This window comes from Streptomyces sp. B8-7 (genome assembly GCF_058833805.1).
Window position 1 is genome coordinate 330,962 of record NZ_JBYRRL010000003.1, and the last position, 15,751, is coordinate 346,712.

Genomic DNA, 15,751 nt, shown 5'->3' on the forward strand with positions numbered 1-15,751 from the left:
GGGGTCGGGATCGGGGTCGGGATCGGGGTCGGGGTCAGGGGCGATGCGGCACGGTCCGGGTACGGGCCGCGCCGGGCGGGAGTACCGCCGACGCGTGCCGCGAGCCCGGGCGCAACGGCGATGTGCCGCGGCCGCCGACGCAAGGGCCAGCCGTCGCCTACACCGCGGGCTGCGGGCTGCGGGCTGCGGGCTGCGGGCTGCGGGCTGCGGCGCAACGAAAGGGGCTGCGGGCAGGGATCGATCCCGCGCCGCGGCCGCCCCGCTCAGTCCCTCCGGTGGTGCTCCGCCCGGTGCTCGGCCCGGTGCTCGGCCCAGCGCTCCGCCCGGGGCCCGTATCCGCCGTCCAGGGCCTTGTCCCGGATGGCGTCGCGGGCCTCGCGCAGCGCGTCGCCGTCGAGGCCGCGCAGTTCCTTCAGGTCCTCGCGCAGTTCCTCGGGCAGCGACAGGAACCGGTGGCGGGCTTCGACGGCCCGCTGCCGCACGCGTGGCCCGTAGGCTCCGGACAGCGCGTCGCGCCGGATGCGTTCGGCGGCCTCCCGGCGCTGTTCGGGCTCCATGGCACGCAGCTCTCGCAGGTCCTCGCGCAGCTCGGCGGGCAGTCGGCCGGGCAGCGGGCGCGGACCGGAGTCGGTGAGGGCGAACGGATCCGCCTCGGCGCCGGTGAGCACGAGCGTCTCGGACTCCGCCGCGCCGGGTGCGGATGCGCCGGGTGCGGCACCCGTGGAGCCCGCGGACGGGGCCCACACCAGCGCGGTCACCGCGGCCGCGGCGACGACGGCCAGGCCGGTGGCCCGGGTACAGCGGGATACGGCGGTGCGGGTGCTGTTCACATGGTCCTCCCGTGGCTCGGTGTCGGGCTCAGCCTGTCGGCGCCGTACGAGGGGAACGTTCGGCGAATGTTCGGGCGGTGTAAGGATCGGGACGGGGTGGGCCCGGTCGTGCCGCGGCTGGTTAGCATCGGGGGGATTCCGCCGGTGCCTCGGACGGCCCCGCGTCCCGGGCACGAGGAGAGAGGCACATGCCGGAGAACAGCACCACCGGCCCCAGGGGGCTGGTCCTGGTCGTCGAGGACGAGCGGCACATCGCGGAGCTGCAGCGGCGCTATCTGGCCCGGGAGGGCTTCGGCGTCCATGTGGAGAGCGACGGCGCCGAGGCGCTGGCGGCGGTCCGCCGGCTGCGTCCCGTGGCCGTCGTGCTGGACATCGCCCTGCCCGGCATGGACGGCGTCGAGGTGTGCCGCCGGCTGCGGGAGGAGGGCGACTGGACCCCCGTGGTGTTCGTGACGGCGCGCGACGAGGTGACCGACCGGATCCTGGGGCTGGAGCTGGGCGCCGACGACTACCTCACCAAGCCGTTCTCCCCGCAGGAACTCGTCGCCCGGGTGAAGAGCCTGCTGCGACGCGCCCAGGGTCCGCAGCGCGACCCGGTGCGCAGGCTGGGAAGGCTCGCCCTGGACACCGGCCGGCGCACCCTGCACGTGGACGACCGGCCGGTGGACCTCACGACGACCGAGTTCAACCTGCTCTCCTATCTGATGGCCCACCCGGGCCAGGTGTTCTCCCGCGAGCAGTTGCTGGCGCAGGTGTGGGGCTACGCGGGGTACCGCGACACCCGGGTGATGGACGTGTACGTGTCCCAGTTGCGCGCCAAGCTCGGCGACGCGAGCCCGATCCGCACCGTCCGCGGGGTCGGCTACGGCGTCACCGGCCCCGGCAGGTGAGCGGCGCGCGGCGGCCCGGTTCCCTGGCCCGGAACCTGGTCCTGCTCACCACCGCCGTGGCGGCCGTGGCGGTCGTCCTGACCGGGCTGTTCGCCTGGTCGATGATCCGCAGGAACGCGGAGGCGCAGGAGCGGCGGCAGCTCGCCCGGCAGGCGGAGGTGCTCGCCCGGACCCCTCCGCTGGCGTCGGTGCTGCTGGAACGGGAGGAGCGGATCGCCGGTCCCAGCGGTACGGCACTGGCTCTGGTGCGGCCCTCGGGCGGAGTGGACGGGCCCGCCGCGGCGGTCGTGGACGAGTCGGCCCGACGGGCACTGCTGTCGGGGTCGGAGGTGTCCGCGACCGGCACCCTGGACGGCCGCGCGGTGCTGGTCGAGGGGGTGCCGACGGGCAACGGCGGCGGACTGGTGCTGGCGCAGCCGGTGAGTTCCGTGGACGAGGCCGCGGAGCGGATGCGGGGCGGGCTGGTGGTCCCCCTGGTGCTGGGGCTGAGCGGGTCGGCGCTGGCGGGCGCCCTGCTGGCCCGCCGTCTGGCCCGGCCGCTGGCCTCGGCTGCCGCGACCGCCCACCGGCTGTCGGAGGGCGAGCGCGGCCTGCGCGTGCCCACGGAGGGCCCCGCCGAGGTGGCCGGACTGGCCGCCGCGCTCAACGCGCTGGACACGGCACTGGCGCACAGCGAGAACCGCCAGCGTGACTTCCTGATGTCCGTCTCGCACGAGATCCGCACTCCGTTGACCATTGCCCGCGGATACGCGGAGGCCCTGGCGGACGAGGTGATCACCGGGGACGAGGTGCCGGAGGCGGGCCGCGTCCTGGACACGGAGATCCAGCGGCTGGACCGGTTCGTCGGGGACCTGCTGGCGCTGGCCCGCCTGGAGGCCGACGACTTCCGCCTGGACCTCGCCGAGGTCGATCTGGACTCTCTGGTCGCCAAGGCGGCGGTCGCCTGGTCCGCGCGCGGTGTCCGGCACGACGTCGTCGTACGCGCCGAACACCCCGGCCGTCCGCTGCCGGTCGTCACCGACGGGTTCCGGGTACGGCAGCTCGTCGACGGGCTCGCCGAGAACGCGCTGCGGGTCACGCCGGCCGGCCGGCCGCTCGTCCTGGCCGTGTGCGCGGACGGTCCGGGGGCGCTGCTCCAGGTCCGCGACGGCGGGCCCGGCCTGAGCGACGACGACGCGGCCGTGGCCTTCGAACGCGGCGCGCTCAGCGACCGCTACCGGGGTGTGCGCACCGTCGGCAGCGGGCTCGGCCTGGCCATCGCGCACCGGCTGGCCACACTGCTCGGCGGCACGATCACCGCGCGCGGGCGTGCCCCGGAGGGCGGCGCCTGCTTCACCGTCCGCCTGCCGCCCCACCCGGACCCGGACCCGGCCGCTCCCGGAGCACGGCCCGACCGGCCCGGCGCGCCGCCCTGACGGCGCCGGACGGCGTTCGGACGGCCGGGGGGGCCGGGAGGCCGGGGGGGCCGGGAGGCCGGGGGGCCACGCCGCCTGCCGATTGCCGCCGCCCGCCGTCCGCCGTCCGCCGTCCGCCGTCCGCGACGACGATGTCACTGCGGCGTCCCTCCTCACCTCTGCCTCACCGGGCCGGACGGCAGTACTCTCGGGTACCCCGCCGGAGAGGGCCTCCGGACCGCCGTGCAAGATCACTTCATGACCGACACCAGCAGACGCACCCTGCTCGCCTCCGTCGCCGCCGCAGCGGCCGGACTGCCCACCCTCAACGCAGTGATGGGCAGCGGTGCCACTCCTGCCGCGGCCGCCGACCAGTACACCTCCAACACCGACCTGTACACCCGTACCGCGGACCGGGAGGGCATCGACTGGACCCGCCGCTTCCGTGTCGGCGCGCCTGCGCAGCCGTCGGACAACGCGCGCGGCACCACCGCCCCCGTACGGAGCACGGCGGTGCTGGCGCCGCACGGCGGCGGCATCGAGGCGGGCACCAGCGAGCTGTGCCTGGCCATCGCGGGCTACACGCCCTTCGCGGCGGACACCGACCCGGCCGACGCGGCACTGCCGGGCGTGCCTCAGCGGGACTACTGGATGTTCGAGGCGCTCGCCAACTCCTCGGCGCAGCACGTCACGTCGACCCACTGCGACGACCCGGCGGCGCTCGCCGTGTGCGCCGGGAACCTGTACGCCGTCTCACTGCACGGCTTCAGCGACACCACCACGAAGAAGATCATCATCGGCGGCCGGGACGAGCGACTGCGCCGCCTGCTGCAGGCGGCGTTCACACAGTACGGTCTCACCTCTCCCGCGAGCAGGGCCGACCGGAACGTGACCGTGGTCCTCGCGGGCTCCTCCGACCCCGTCAACGGGGACGACCCGGCCAACATCGTCAACCGCACGCGCAGCGGAGCGGGCGCGCAGCTGGAGGTGTCGACGGCGTTGCGCAAGGCGATGTTCGGCGACTTCTCCGGTGCGGCCGGGCGCAGGTCGACCGCGGGCGTGCCCGGCAACGACAGCCCCGACGCGGACCACTTCTGGAACGCTTTCGTCGGCGCCGTCCGCGAGGCCGTCGACCGTCACGAGCGCGGCCTCAGCGCACTCTAGGTAGCTGGTGTTAAGCGGGGCTTCCTGGGCGTGCGGTGTCGTCACTGGGGCGTCAGGGGCGTGTCGCCGGGGCGGTGCTCCGGGCGGCCCGTGGCCTGGTCTTGAGGCTGTTGAGGGTTTGGTGCGTCCGGGTGCGGTCGTTCGTGTGTGCCCTGGGCCTTGCTGGCCGGTCAGCCGGTGGCGATGGCCCAGTTTCCAGCGGCTGTGGACATGATTCCGAGCACGCCGAGCCGCGCGATGTTGGCGGCGGCGGCCAGCAGGGAGAAGTCGGCGGCGACCTTGGCCCGCCCCCGCACCCGGGCCCGGCGTCCGCCGTGTCGCCGCCGCATGAGGTGGGCGATCTTGCGTTCGACCTTGGGCCGGGTGGCCCGGTAGGTAGCCAGCCAGGCCGGGTCGGCGCTGCGTGCCCGGCCGCGTGCCAGGTGTTCCTCGTGCGGGCCGATGGTGATGACGCGTCCGTCCCTGGCGGTCGTGCACTGGGCCGCGAGCGGGCAGGCGGCGCAGGCGGCCTTGAAGCAGGCCGCCCCACGGCCGTCGGACTTCGGGCGGATGGGGACGGTCACCTGGTTCGGGCAGGTGACCTGCCCCGCCCCCAGGTCGACGGTGAAGGCGTCCTTGGAGAACCGTCCGCCGGGCGCGTTGGCGGCCTGCACTTTGACCATCACCTCGACGCCGGCCCCGTCCAGCTCGGCCAGCAGCGGTCCGGTCCCGTAGGCGGCGTCGCCGTAGACCTCGGCCCGCTCACCCGCGGCCCCTTCGTTCGGGGCGGGCGCGTTCAGGACGTCGGCCAGCAGCTCGGCGGCGGGCTCGGCGTCGCCGGCGTTGCCCGCAGTGACTGCGGTTGCGGTGATGACCTCGCTGTCGGGGTCTTCGGCCACGTGCCCCTTGTAGCCGTCGAAGGACCGGTTGACGGTTTTGTGCCCGTGCCGGGCCTCGGGATCGACCGTGGAGATGACCCGGTCCGTGGCCACCTTCCGGGCAATCCGGAACACTCCGTCACCGTCCTGGTCCAGGTCCTGGCCGAGCACGGTGGCCAGCAGGCGCGCGGCCTGGTCCGCCTCCGGCTCCAGCACCCGGCCCTCCAGCACGGCCAAGAGCGCGTACCCGTCCCGGGCCCGCGAATCGATCAGCGCCTCCCGCTCACCGGCGTCCGTCCAGTCGATGACCGGCTTGGCCGTGTCGGTGTAGGCATCGCCGCTGGTCAGTTGCGCCCGCAGCTCGGCCCGCAGCCCGTGATCGGCCGCCCGCAGCAGGCCGCGGACGGCCGAGCGGATCAGCGTGATGGTGTCCTGCGTGGCCACGGCGTCATAGACCGGAGCCGAGTCCAGCACCCGCCGACGACCCACCAGCCCGGCCTGGGCGGCCACGTCCACCGTCCGCTCGAAGATCCGGTCCGGGCGGGCGGACGCGGCCAGCCGCGCGCGCATGTCCACCAAGACGGTGTGCACGAACCCGGGATGATCGAAGTCCAGCCCGCCGGCGGCGTACTTCCAGCGGACATCGAATGCGAACCGCTCGACCGCTTCACGGTCGGACAAGCCTTCCAGGCGCTGCAGGACCATCACGACCGCCACGATCACCGGCGGCACCGACCTGCGGCCGTCCTCGGCGAACAGATCGGCGAACATCTCATCGGGGAACAACGCCCGGCACTCGCGGTGCAGCACCGCGTAGATCGAGTTCGGCGCCAGCCGACCCTCGCAGAAACCCGCCGTGGAGGAGAGCAACCCCGGCTGCATCGGGGTCCGGCCCACTGCCATCGCTCAACCTCTCCCCACACCCAGCGACCAACACCAAGCAGCCTGGCACACGTTGAAGAACCGACGCGAGCTCACACGATTAACACCAGTCACCTAGGGCGTGTTTCGAAAATAGCGTCGTCTGCCCGAAGGGCAGGCCTGGCGGCGTCTGGTGCGTGCGATCGCAAGGCGGAGGGTCGCCCCGATACTGGATGTATCGGGGCGAGCCCGACAACGCGGCGAGCGTGCGTGCCAGACGCCGCCAGGCAGGCGGGACTCTCGAAACACGCCCTAGTGCCGGAGCCTCGGAGGCCGCCGCCCCGGCTCAGGGCCGGGCCCGTGTGCCCGACCGGGTGAGCGCCTGCCAGCGGCGCTCGAAGTCCGGGGCCTCCTGGCTGACGTGGTCGGCGGTGACGGGCCGGTTGTACCGGCCGGTGAGGCCCCGGGCCTCGCACGCGCGGGCCACGTCGTCGGGAGAGGGTGCCGCCGTGCGTGCCCGTTCCTCGGACCAGACCGAGTACAGGCGCCAGCGCGGGAAGTGGCGGCGCAGACCGCTCGCGCCGACCGGCCTTCCGCCCCGTCCGAGGACGCCCTGCTCGGCCAGGTACGCCGACAGCTGCTCGTCGGTGGGCTCGGCGCCGTGCTCGTCCTGGTAGGCCGCCCAGGCGAGGTAGTAGCGGTCGTGGACGCTCGGCGTCGACCGGCCGTCGCCGTCGGCCGGGCCCGCCTCGTCGGGACCGCCCGGCCGCTGCGGGTCCTGGTGTCGCTGTGCCGGGTCGGCCGGCCCGGGGGCGTGCGGCTGCGGACGGGTCCGCACCCCGTCGTCCTCGTTCGGGTTCCGGGACTCGGGGCCGGACGCGGACTCGGGCTGGGGCTGGGGCTCGGGACCGGGCTCGCCGTCCGGGACGTCCTCGGCACCGGCCTGCTCGCGGCGGCGGATGCGGGTGACGTAGTCGGCGAGTTCGCCGCCGGTGACCGGCTCGCCGCTCTCACCGGTGACACCGTCGCGGGCGTGCACGAACGCGGCGAGGTCGTCGGCGTCCGGGTACGTGCCGAACTGATCCGCGTAGCTGCGCCAGGCGCTGTGGAAGTAGTCGAACCACTCGTCGCCCGGCGGCTCGGCGACCGGTTCCTCGGCGGGACTCCCGGCCGCCGGTGCGTAGCGGGCCTTCAGTGCCTGCAGCACCGGCTGCACCTGTGCCTCCCCGAGCGGCGCCCCGGCCGCCGTGGACAGGCCCATCGTGTCGCGCAGCCAGAACGCCCACTGGGCTGCGGTCGGTTCGGTGCGGAACTGCTCCAGGAACGCCGTGTACGCGTCGGCGAAGCGTTCGACGGCCTCGCCGTTCGGCTCCGGTACGCGCGGCGCGCCGGCGGGCGCCTCCTCCAGCGGTCGCGGCGCCTCCTCCGTCGTTCGCGGCGCCCGCTCCGGCCCGGCGGCCGGCCCCGGAGCACGCCGTACGACGGTGCCGGCGCGGTCGGCCGCGGCGGCGGTGCCGGGCAGCGTCCCGACGAGGCCGGCCGGGGCGGACTCGGCCCGCCGCTCCGGCTCGGTGACGGCGTCGGTACGGCGCCCGCCGGCCGGGTCGATGCCCGCGGCGGCGAGGCCGGCGGGGGCGGTCTCGGCGAGCGGGACGCCGTAGCGGGCCAGCCTGAGCGGCATCAGGGACTCCACCGGTGCCTTGCGGCGCCAGCCGCGGCCGAAGCGGGAGCGCAGCCGGGCCTGGTAGACCAGGCGTTCCTGTTCCAGCTTGATGACCTGGTCGTAGGAGCGCAGCTCCCACAGCTTCATGCGCCGCCACAGCAGGAAGGTCGGCACCGGGGAGAGCAGCCAGCGGGTCAGCCGCACGCCCTCCATGTGCTTGTCGGCGGTGATGTCGGCGATCCGGCCGATCGCGTGCCGGGCGGCCTCCACGGCGACCACGAACAGCACCGGGATCACCGCGTGCATGCCGGTGCCCAGCGGGTCGGGCCAGGCGGCGGCGCCGTTGAAGGCGATCGTCGCGGCCGTCAGCAGCCACGCCGTCTGCCGCAGCAGCGGGAAGGGGATGCGGATCCAGGTCAGCAGCAGGTCCAGCGCGAGCAGCACGCAGATGCCCGCGTCGATGCCGATCGGGAAGACGTAGGAGAAGTCCCCGAAGCCCTTCTTCACGGCCAGTTCCCGCACGGCCGCGTAGGACCCCGCGAAACCGATGCCGGCGATGATCACGGCACCGAGGACGACCACACCGATGAGAACGCGGTGCATCCGTGTCAGCTGCAGTGGCGCGGCCACCCGTGCTCCCCTCCCCCGGCACCCGGGCTGCACCGCAGCCACCAGACGCACCCACCACACCCTGCGGGCGGCGCGGCGGACGCCCCACCCTGTCACACCGCCCCCGCACCACACCCGTCAGCCCCGGCACCGCAACCGCCGGTGCTCCCGGCGCTACGCCACATGCACGTGTCGGTGGTGCCGTTCGCCTCGGACGCACCGCCACGCCCTACGCTGACCGCGTGGGTCACAGTGAGCAGCGGACCGCGGGCTTCGGGCCGTTCGTCACACGGGTGGCCTGGCGGCCGGGCGAGGGCGGCGTCGCCGTCTGGGAGTCGCGCCCGGCACGCAAGCGCGGCACGGTCACCGTCAGAGCCGCCGAGGACGCGGAACAGGTCGCGCGGAGCGCGGACGCCGAGGCGCTGAGCCGGCTGCGTTCCCTCAACGCGACGGCGGCGGTGGCCTTCACGGCCGGCGGCGCGCTGTTCGCCCTCGGCGCGGCGCTCGACCTCGGCGACGACGGCGCCACCACCAGCGCCTCCGTGTACTTCACCGGCGGCCTGTTCTTCACCGCGGGCGCCTACGTCTCACTGCTGCAGACGATCAACGCGCCGCGGCTGGACAGCGCCAGGGACCTGCTGGCGACCCACCGGTGGCGCTGGTGGAGCTACGAGCCGATGCAGATCGACTGGCTCAGTACGTTCGTGCTGTTCACCGGGACCCTGGTGTTCGGTCTGAACCTGTTGGACTCCTTCCTCCAGGGCCTCTCGCCGCAGCAGGCCGACCGGCTGGTCTGGGTACCGGACGTGATGGGAAGCGTGCTCTTCCTGATCTCGGGCCACCTGGCCCTGGAGGAGGTGTGCCACGGCCGTCCGGGGATCCGGGTGCGCGACCTGGGCTGGTGGATCGTGGCGGTCGACCAGGCCGGATCCGTGATGTTCATGATCGCCGCGCTGGCCGGCTTCACCGTCCCCGGCACGGGGGACGTGCTGGATGCGCCGGTCGCGAACTGGGGCACGTTCGGCGGCGCCCTGTGCTTCGCCGCGGGGGGCGTGCTGCAGATGTTCGAGCGGCCCCGGGCGGGCCCCGGCTGAACCACTCGGTGTACACGCCCGACCGCCGGCCGAACGGCCCTCGGCAGGGACCCGTTCGACCCTGTCCACGGCCGCCGGGCACGGGGACCCTGGACAGACACAGACACAGACACAGGAACAAGTCGCAGACGCGCCGGGGCAAGCGGGGCAGCGCCGACCGCAGCAAGGGGTGAGCAGGCGCGGACCTCTCGCCCCGGCGGCGGGCGCCGCCCCGTCCCGGACGGCATCCGGCGACCGGACCGCCCGGGTCCCGGTCCTCTCACCCAGGCAGGACGCTTCCCATGGCTCTCCACCACCCCGACACCGACCTCGTGACCGCGCTGGTCGAGGACGCGGTGACCGCTCCCTCCATGCACAACGCCCAGCCGTGGCGCTTCCTCCACCGGGTCGACGGCGACACGGTGGAGGTCTACGGCGACCGCGCCCGGACCATGCCACGGGCCGACCCCCGCCACCGCGCCCTGCACCTGGGGGTGGCCGCCGCGCTGTTCAACCTGCGCGTCGGCGCGGCCTGGCGGGGCTGGAGCGCCGCGGTGCGCCCCCTGCCGGACCCCGAGGACCCGTGGTTCCTCGCGGAGGTCACCCTGCGCCGGGCCAAGGACCCCGGAGTGTCGGACGATCTCGCGCTCCTGCGTCCCGCGCTGCGGCGGCGGCACACCAGCCGTCACCCGTTCTCCGAGGAACGCATCCCCGCGCCCGTGCTGGAAGCCCTCCGGTCCGCGGCGCTGCTGGAGGGCGCCCGGCTGCTCGTCCCGGGCCCCTGGCACACCGACACCCTGCGCGGACTGGTGCACGACGCCGAGCTGGCCGAGGCGCTGGACGCCGGCCTGCGCGCCGAGATCGCGGCCTGGACGCGTTTCGGCGACGGCGAGGGGAACGTCCCCGCCGACGGCATCCCCTCCTACGCCCTCGGCCCCCGCCAGCAGGGGGTGACCGCCCCGGTGCGGGACTTCGACGTCTCCCGGCGGCAGCCGGACCGGGCGGCCGCCCGCTTCGAGGAACGGCCGCAGATCGCGATCCTGGGCACCGAGGACGACACGCCCGCGGACTGGCTGCGGGCGGGCCAGGCCCTGCAGCGGGTACTGCTCCAGGCCACCCTGGACGGCCTCGCGACCTCGCCGATCTCCCAGCCTCTGGAATGGCCCGAGCTGCGGGAGACGGCCCGCGACCCGCTCTCCGCCATGGGCTACGTGCACATGCTCATCCGCCTGGGCTACGGCCCCGCGGGCGAGCCCACCCCCCGCCGGCCGGTGGCAGAGGTACTGCAACTCACCTGACCCACCTGACCCACCTGACTCGCCTTACTCGCCTGACTCGCCCGGCGCCGCGCCCCGGCCGAGCCCCCTCGGGCGCAGGGCCCCGTGCCCGCACGCTGGACGTCGGCGCAACGCTGGACGTCGGCGCACCGCGCGCCCGGCCCGTCCGGTCTCGCGCCCGGCGGCCCCGTCTCGCCTCGTCGGGGGCGCGCGGGGGCCGCGTACGGGCCCGGCCGCTGCGGCGCACCATCCACGTCTCGTCGAGGGCGCGCGGGGGCCGCGCGGGTGCGACCGCGTGGACATGCGTGGGCCGTGCGCGCGTGGGCCGTGCATGGGAGCGGTGGAGGGCATGGGAGCGGTGGAGGCCGGCCCACGTGCAGGGCGGACCGCGTCCGAGGGCGACGAGGCACGACGCACGCCTCCTGCGGGCACCCGCAGGAGGCGTGGAAACGTGCGCGTCACCGGCCCGTCGTCGAGCCCGAGTCAGCCCGAGTCAGCCCGGACCGGCCCGCCGGAGCTGCTCCGGCCTCAGCGGGCCGAGGTGAGCTCGGCGCCGATGTGATGGGCCCATCTCTGGATGCGTTCGGGGTTGCGGAAGTCGCCGCCCTTTCCCCGCCGGACGATGACGCGGGCGACCGGGCCGGGAGTCGCGGCGGTGATGCTGCCGCCGAAGGTCGCGTGCTCCCGCGCGTGCAGACGCCGCATCTGCCGGGCGACCGCCGGCACCGGCGGAATGTCCTTCTGCTCGGCGGAACTGTCCACCGGCCCGCTGCTGAACAGCCACACCGGCCGCTCCCGCAGCTGCTCGGCGTTGCGCCGGGCGCATCGGCGCGCCTTGCCGTTCCAGTGACCGGCGTACAGGGCGCCGCCGAGAACGACCGCGTCGTAGGCGCGGACGTCGCGGACGCTGTCGGCGGGCAGGACGACCGTGTCGAGGCCGTCCTGGCGCAGCGTCCTGCCGATCTCGTCGGCGATGCCGGCGGTCGCGCCGTGCCGGCTGCCGTACGCGACGAGAACCCGTTTGGCCGTCATCACTCCTCCTCCCCGCCTTCCCCCTTGCGCGCGGCCCGGGTGACCGGGACGGTCCGCGCACCGGGCTCGGGCGGCTGCGGCATCGGAACGTGCACGGTGAGCACGCCGTCGGTGTACTCGGCCCGTACGTCCTCGGCCGTGATCGGCTGCGGAAGCCGCACCGTGCGGGTGAAGGACCCGTAGCGGAACTCCGAGTGGTCCTTGGTCCCGGTGCTCTCCTCGTGTTCGGCGCCGACGGTGAGCGTGTCTCCGTCGACGGTGAGCGTGATGTCCTTCTCGGGGTCCATACCGGGCAGTTCCGCCTTCAGCACGTACTCACCGTCTTCCCTCGTCACCTCGATCGGGATGACATGACGTCCGGAGGCGGGCCTCCACGCCGAGATCCGGGAGAGGTCCCCGAAGCGCGGGAAGTCGGGGAACCAGTCCGTCAGGTCCGGGAAGGCGCTCCGCCGGTGTTCCAGGTGACCTGCCATGACCCTGCGCTCCTTGTCTGATCGTCGGTGCCTTCACGTTCACCATGGCGCCCGTCCCCTGGATGCGCCGAGTGCCGGGCGGGGCCGACGGAACGGCCGGACGGTCCCCGTGCGGAGGGCCGGTCGGACCATGTCTGCCGAGTCGGCGTCCGTCGGTGTCCACCGGCGTGCCTCGGCATCCGCCGGCGACCGTCGGCATCCGTCGGCGTCCGTCGGCATCCGTCGGCGTCCGTCGGTGGTGTCGCGGTGCCGCAGGTCCGGTGGGCCCGTCGCCGCCGAGGGGGGTCAGGACGCCCGGTCCGGCTCGGCGAAGCCGGGCGGGACGATCTCCACCGGGCACTGCGCGTGGTGCAGCACGGTGTGGGCCACCCGGCCCAGGGACCGGCCGAGACCCAGGGTGCGGTGATGGCTCCCCAGCACGAGGAGGTCGGTGTGCGCGCTCGCCTCGACCAGCAGGCCGGGGGTGCTGGTGGCGGGCTCCACATGGTGGTGCACGGTCAGGTCCGGGAAGGCCCGGCGTACGGTGCCGGCGAGTTCCCCCACCTCGCGTACGCGCGTGCGGGTGAGGTCGTCCAGGTCGTCGTGCAGGGCCGCGACGGTGCCGATGTGGGTGAGCACGTTCCACACGGACAGCAGCCGCAGCGAGGACTTCCGGGCCTCGGCCTCGGCGGCGGCGACCAGCAGCCATCCCAGGTCGGAGGCGCCGCGCACGGCCGCGGTCACGGTCCCGGTCTCCGGGCGGTCGGTCCCACCGCGGACCACGGTGACGGGAACCTCGGCGCGGGCCGCGACCCCGAGACCGACCGAGCCCAGCATCAGGGCGCTGAACCCGCCCAGGCCCCGCTGTCCGACCACGATCGTGCCGCGGCGCCCGCCGGCGGCCAGCAGGCCGGCCACCGGCTCGTGCCGGCTGAGCTCCCGGGTGACGGCCAGACCGGGACATCGGTCCTGCACCATGGTGGCCGTGGCGCGCAGCAGGCCGCGGCCGGTCTCACGAACCGCCTGGACCGTCTCCGCGGACGTGTACGCGGCCCGCCGGTCGGTGTCGGCGGCGTGCACCAGATGCAGCGGGCGGCCTCGCCGGTCGGCCTCGTCGGCGGCCCACAGCACGGCCGAGCGGGCGGTCGGGGAAGCGTCGACACCGACGACCACGGTGCCGAGTTCGGGACGGGCGATGCCGCTGGCCATGACTCCTCCTGGAAAGGACCGTGCTCCGGGGCCGGACGGAGCGTCCGCCGGGAACACCGATCACCCTGGCATCGGCGCGTGGCGGCGGTCAGGGGCCGTCCGGCCCTGTGCCGTGCCCAGGGGACCCGACGTCCGGGGCCGTCATGTGTCCGTGCCCGCGGGGGCGGCGTGGGCTCCGGGGCCGTAGGGGACGATCGCGACCGGGCAGGCGGCGTGGTGCAGAGCCCGGTGGGCGACCGGGCCCAGTTCCAGGCCGACCGGGCGGGCGCGCCGCCGGGCACCGACGACGAGCAGGTCGGCCGCCGCCGAACGGTCCACGAGTACCTTGCGGGCCGGGCCCTCGACCACGGAGCGCCGCACCCGGACGCCCGGCTGGTCGTGCGCGGCGGCCTCGACGGCCCGGTCCAGCCGTTCGGCGGCACGCTGCCGGTGGGCGGCGACGGGGTCGCCGGTCATCAGCGGGTGCTGCATCGGCCGGTGGGCCGGGTGGTGCCAGGCGACGACCACGTCCAGCTCGGCGCCGCGGGCGGCCGCCTCGCGGAAGGCGAACCGTACGGCCGGGCCGTCGTCGTCCCGGTCGCCCACACCGAGCAGCACGCGCGCGTGACGGGACTCCAGGGCGGTGCGGTCGCCGCGGACCACGATCACCGGACCGCGCGAGCGGGCGGCCACCACGAGACCGACGGAGCCCAGCAGCAGGTCCGCGAGCTCCCCGCGTCCCCGGGAGCCGACGACCACGGTCCGCCCTGCGTCGCCTTCCCTCAGCAGGGCACCGGACGCGTCCTGCGCCACGACCTCCGTCGAGACGGCGAGCCCGGGTGCCCGGCGTGTCGCGCGCCGTCCCGCCGTGCGGACGGTGTGCTCGGCGGTCTCGGCCCTCTCCGTGAGGACCTGCTCCGCGGGCCGGTGCAGGGCCCGGGCGGGCCCGCCCGCCTCGTACTCCTCCCACAGGGCCGCGTGGACGACACGCAGGGGGATGCCGTGCCGGACCGCTTCGTCGGCCGCCCAGTCCGTCGCCGTGCCGCTGCCGTCGGAACCGTCGGTCCCCACCACCAGTGGTGCCTGCACGGACCCCACCGCCTTCCCGGTGCGAACGGGCTGCTCCCCCCACGTTCCCACCCGGCCCGTGCGTCGGACAGGGCCGGTCGGTCCCGCACGTGGCCGGGGCGGCCCCGGCCGCGCGGGCCCGTTCCCGCGGCCCGACGGACGTGCCCGAAGGGGGCGAACAGTCCCCGATGGGGACCGTTCGGCACTGCCCCGTCGCGGGGGCCGCGCAGCACCGTGGAGTCTCCGGGGCGGCCGCGTCGAGGGGGCCCGGGCGTCCCGCTCCCGGTGGACACCTCCACGCACGGAAGGAGCGGGTGATGCGACACAGAAGAGTCGGCGAGCTGATGACCCAGGAGGTGGTCGGCGTTCCGCGCGAGGCGCCGTTCAAGGAGATCGTCAGGGTGCTCGCGGAGCACGCGGTGACGGCGGTGCCGGTGCTGGACGTGGAGGACCGGGTGCTGGGCGTCGTGTCGGAGGGCGATCTGCTGCGCAAGACCGCCGACCACGACGCCGGCCCCGACGACTTCCCGGCCGGGCTTCGGGCGTGGGAGCGCGCGAAGGCGGAAGGCACCCGGGCCGAGGAGGTGATGTCGGCGCCCGCGGTGTGCGTACGGCCCGACTGGACCGTGGTGCAGGCCGCACGGCTGATGGAGGTGCACGACGTCAAGCGGCTGATCGTGGTCGACGAGGAGGACCGGCTGCTGGGCGTCGTCAGCCGCCGGGACCTGCTGCGGGTCTTCCTGCGCGACGACGAGGCCATCCGGCGGGAGATCGTGGAGGGCGTCCTGCGGGACACCCTGAACATCGGCCCGGACGCCGTCACGGTCACGGTGCGGGACGGGCGGGTGGAGCTCGGCGGGCGCCTGCCCGCCCGGGGCATGATCCCGGCCGTGGAGCGCATGTGCGCGACGGTCGACGGTGTGGTCTCGGTCGCCACCCGCATCGCCTTCGACGAGGACGACGTCCGACGCGCGGCCCGCGCGCACTCCTGAGCGCGCGGGCGGACGGGCCGGGCGCACCGGCGGGCCCGCCCCGTGTTCCTGCCGCGGATCCGGTACGGCACGCGGCAGGCACACGGGGCGGGCCCGTGACGGCGGCGGGATGGTCCCCCGTCGCCGCGTCCCGGTCATCAGACGCCGGGGCGCGGTGTGCGGGATGCGGCCCGTCGGGTGTGCGGGATCCGGCCCCGTCGACGGCAGCAGGCCGGCCACCGGAGCCGCGGCCCGTCGCCCGCTGCGCCGTCCCTGCGGGTCCCCCCCTGCGGGTCCCCGTGGCGCCGCAGGGGCCTTGCGGCCCGCGGACGTGTCGCCGCGGAGCGGGGTCGGCCGCGCCGCCCGGCGGACCGACGGATCCCGCCGGGCGGCGCGGGGACCCGCAGGGACGGCGCAGGCAC

The 15,751-nt window shown here is 75.2% G+C and carries 12 protein-coding genes and 1 pseudogene; 6 read left to right on the top strand and 7 right to left on the bottom strand.

The window, feature by feature from the left end:
• Positions 1–263: 263 nt before the first annotated feature.
• Entirely contained in the window at positions 264–830 is a 567-nt protein-coding gene (locus AC5K6T_RS16815) for a hypothetical protein (RefSeq protein ID WP_493209860.1), read from the bottom strand.
• 188 nt (positions 831–1,018) lie between these two features.
• Between AC5K6T_RS16815 and AC5K6T_RS16820 the strand changes: the two genes are divergently transcribed.
• From AC5K6T_RS16820 to AC5K6T_RS16830, 3 genes are all read left to right on the top strand, one after another.
• The gene (locus AC5K6T_RS16820; RefSeq protein WP_493209861.1) at positions 1,019–1,720 is read left to right on the top strand and encodes a response regulator transcription factor; all 702 of its coding nucleotides are present in this window, start codon (positions 1,019–1,021) and stop codon (positions 1,718–1,720) included.
• Entirely contained in the window at positions 1,717–3,135 is a 1,419-nt protein-coding gene (locus tag AC5K6T_RS16825; protein ID WP_493209862.1) for a sensor histidine kinase, read from the top strand. Before AC5K6T_RS16820 ends, AC5K6T_RS16825 begins: the two co-directional genes overlap by 4 nt.
• 237 nt (positions 3,136–3,372) lie before the next feature.
• Entirely contained in the window at positions 3,373–4,278 is a 906-nt protein-coding gene (locus tag AC5K6T_RS16830; RefSeq protein ID WP_493209863.1) for a poly-gamma-glutamate hydrolase family protein, read from the top strand.
• A gap of 170 nt (positions 4,279–4,448) precedes the next feature.
• Here AC5K6T_RS16830 and AC5K6T_RS16835 read toward each other — a convergent pair whose 3' ends face one another.
• Complete coding sequence (locus tag AC5K6T_RS16835; protein WP_493204997.1) at positions 4,449–6,038, bottom strand: IS1182 family transposase; 1,590 nt, start codon at positions 6,036–6,038, stop codon at positions 4,449–4,451.
• Positions 6,039–7,593: 1,555 nt separating this feature from the next.
• Positions 7,594–8,289: pseudogene (locus AC5K6T_RS16840) on the bottom strand (DUF2637 domain-containing protein); the annotation flags it as partial.
• 221 nt (positions 8,290–8,510) lie between these two features.
• Between AC5K6T_RS16840 and AC5K6T_RS16845 the strand changes: the two are divergent.
• Together AC5K6T_RS16845 and AC5K6T_RS16850 are read left to right on the top strand one after the other, a co-directional pair.
• Complete coding sequence (locus tag AC5K6T_RS16845; protein WP_493209865.1) at positions 8,511–9,362, top strand: hypothetical protein; 852 nt, start codon at positions 8,511–8,513, stop codon at positions 9,360–9,362.
• Between the two features lie 281 nt (positions 9,363–9,643).
• Complete coding sequence (locus AC5K6T_RS16850) at positions 9,644–10,639, top strand: Acg family FMN-binding oxidoreductase (RefSeq protein ID WP_493209867.1); 996 nt, start codon at positions 9,644–9,646, stop codon at positions 10,637–10,639.
• Positions 10,640–11,146: 507 nt separating this feature from the next.
• On the opposite strand, the gene AC5K6T_RS16855 is transcribed toward AC5K6T_RS16850, so the two are convergent.
• From AC5K6T_RS16855 to AC5K6T_RS16870, 4 genes are all read right to left on the bottom strand, one after another.
• Positions 11,147–11,650, bottom strand: coding sequence for a flavodoxin domain-containing protein (locus AC5K6T_RS16855; protein WP_493209868.1), 504 nt, complete (start codon positions 11,648–11,650; stop codon positions 11,147–11,149).
• Positions 11,650–12,123 (bottom strand): Hsp20/alpha crystallin family protein, encoded by a 474-nt coding sequence (locus AC5K6T_RS16860; protein WP_493209870.1) that lies wholly within the window; start codon positions 12,121–12,123, stop codon positions 11,650–11,652. The genes AC5K6T_RS16855 and AC5K6T_RS16860 overlap by 1 nt, the downstream gene beginning before the upstream one ends.
• Before the next feature lie 285 nt (positions 12,124–12,408).
• Positions 12,409–13,311, bottom strand: coding sequence for a universal stress protein (locus AC5K6T_RS16865; protein WP_493209872.1), 903 nt, complete (start codon positions 13,309–13,311; stop codon positions 12,409–12,411).
• Positions 13,312–13,452: 141 nt separating this feature from the next.
• The gene (locus AC5K6T_RS16870; RefSeq protein WP_493209873.1) at positions 13,453–14,388 is read right to left on the bottom strand and encodes a universal stress protein; all 936 of its coding nucleotides are present in this window, start codon (positions 14,386–14,388) and stop codon (positions 13,453–13,455) included.
• A 287-nt stretch (positions 14,389–14,675) separates the two neighbouring features.
• Here AC5K6T_RS16870 and AC5K6T_RS16875 point away from each other — a divergent pair, with 287 nt between their 5' ends.
• The gene (locus AC5K6T_RS16875) at positions 14,676–15,350 is read left to right on the top strand and encodes a CBS domain-containing protein (RefSeq protein ID WP_493209874.1); all 675 of its coding nucleotides are present in this window, start codon (positions 14,676–14,678) and stop codon (positions 15,348–15,350) included.
• The last annotated feature ends 401 nt before the right edge of the window (positions 15,351–15,751 follow it).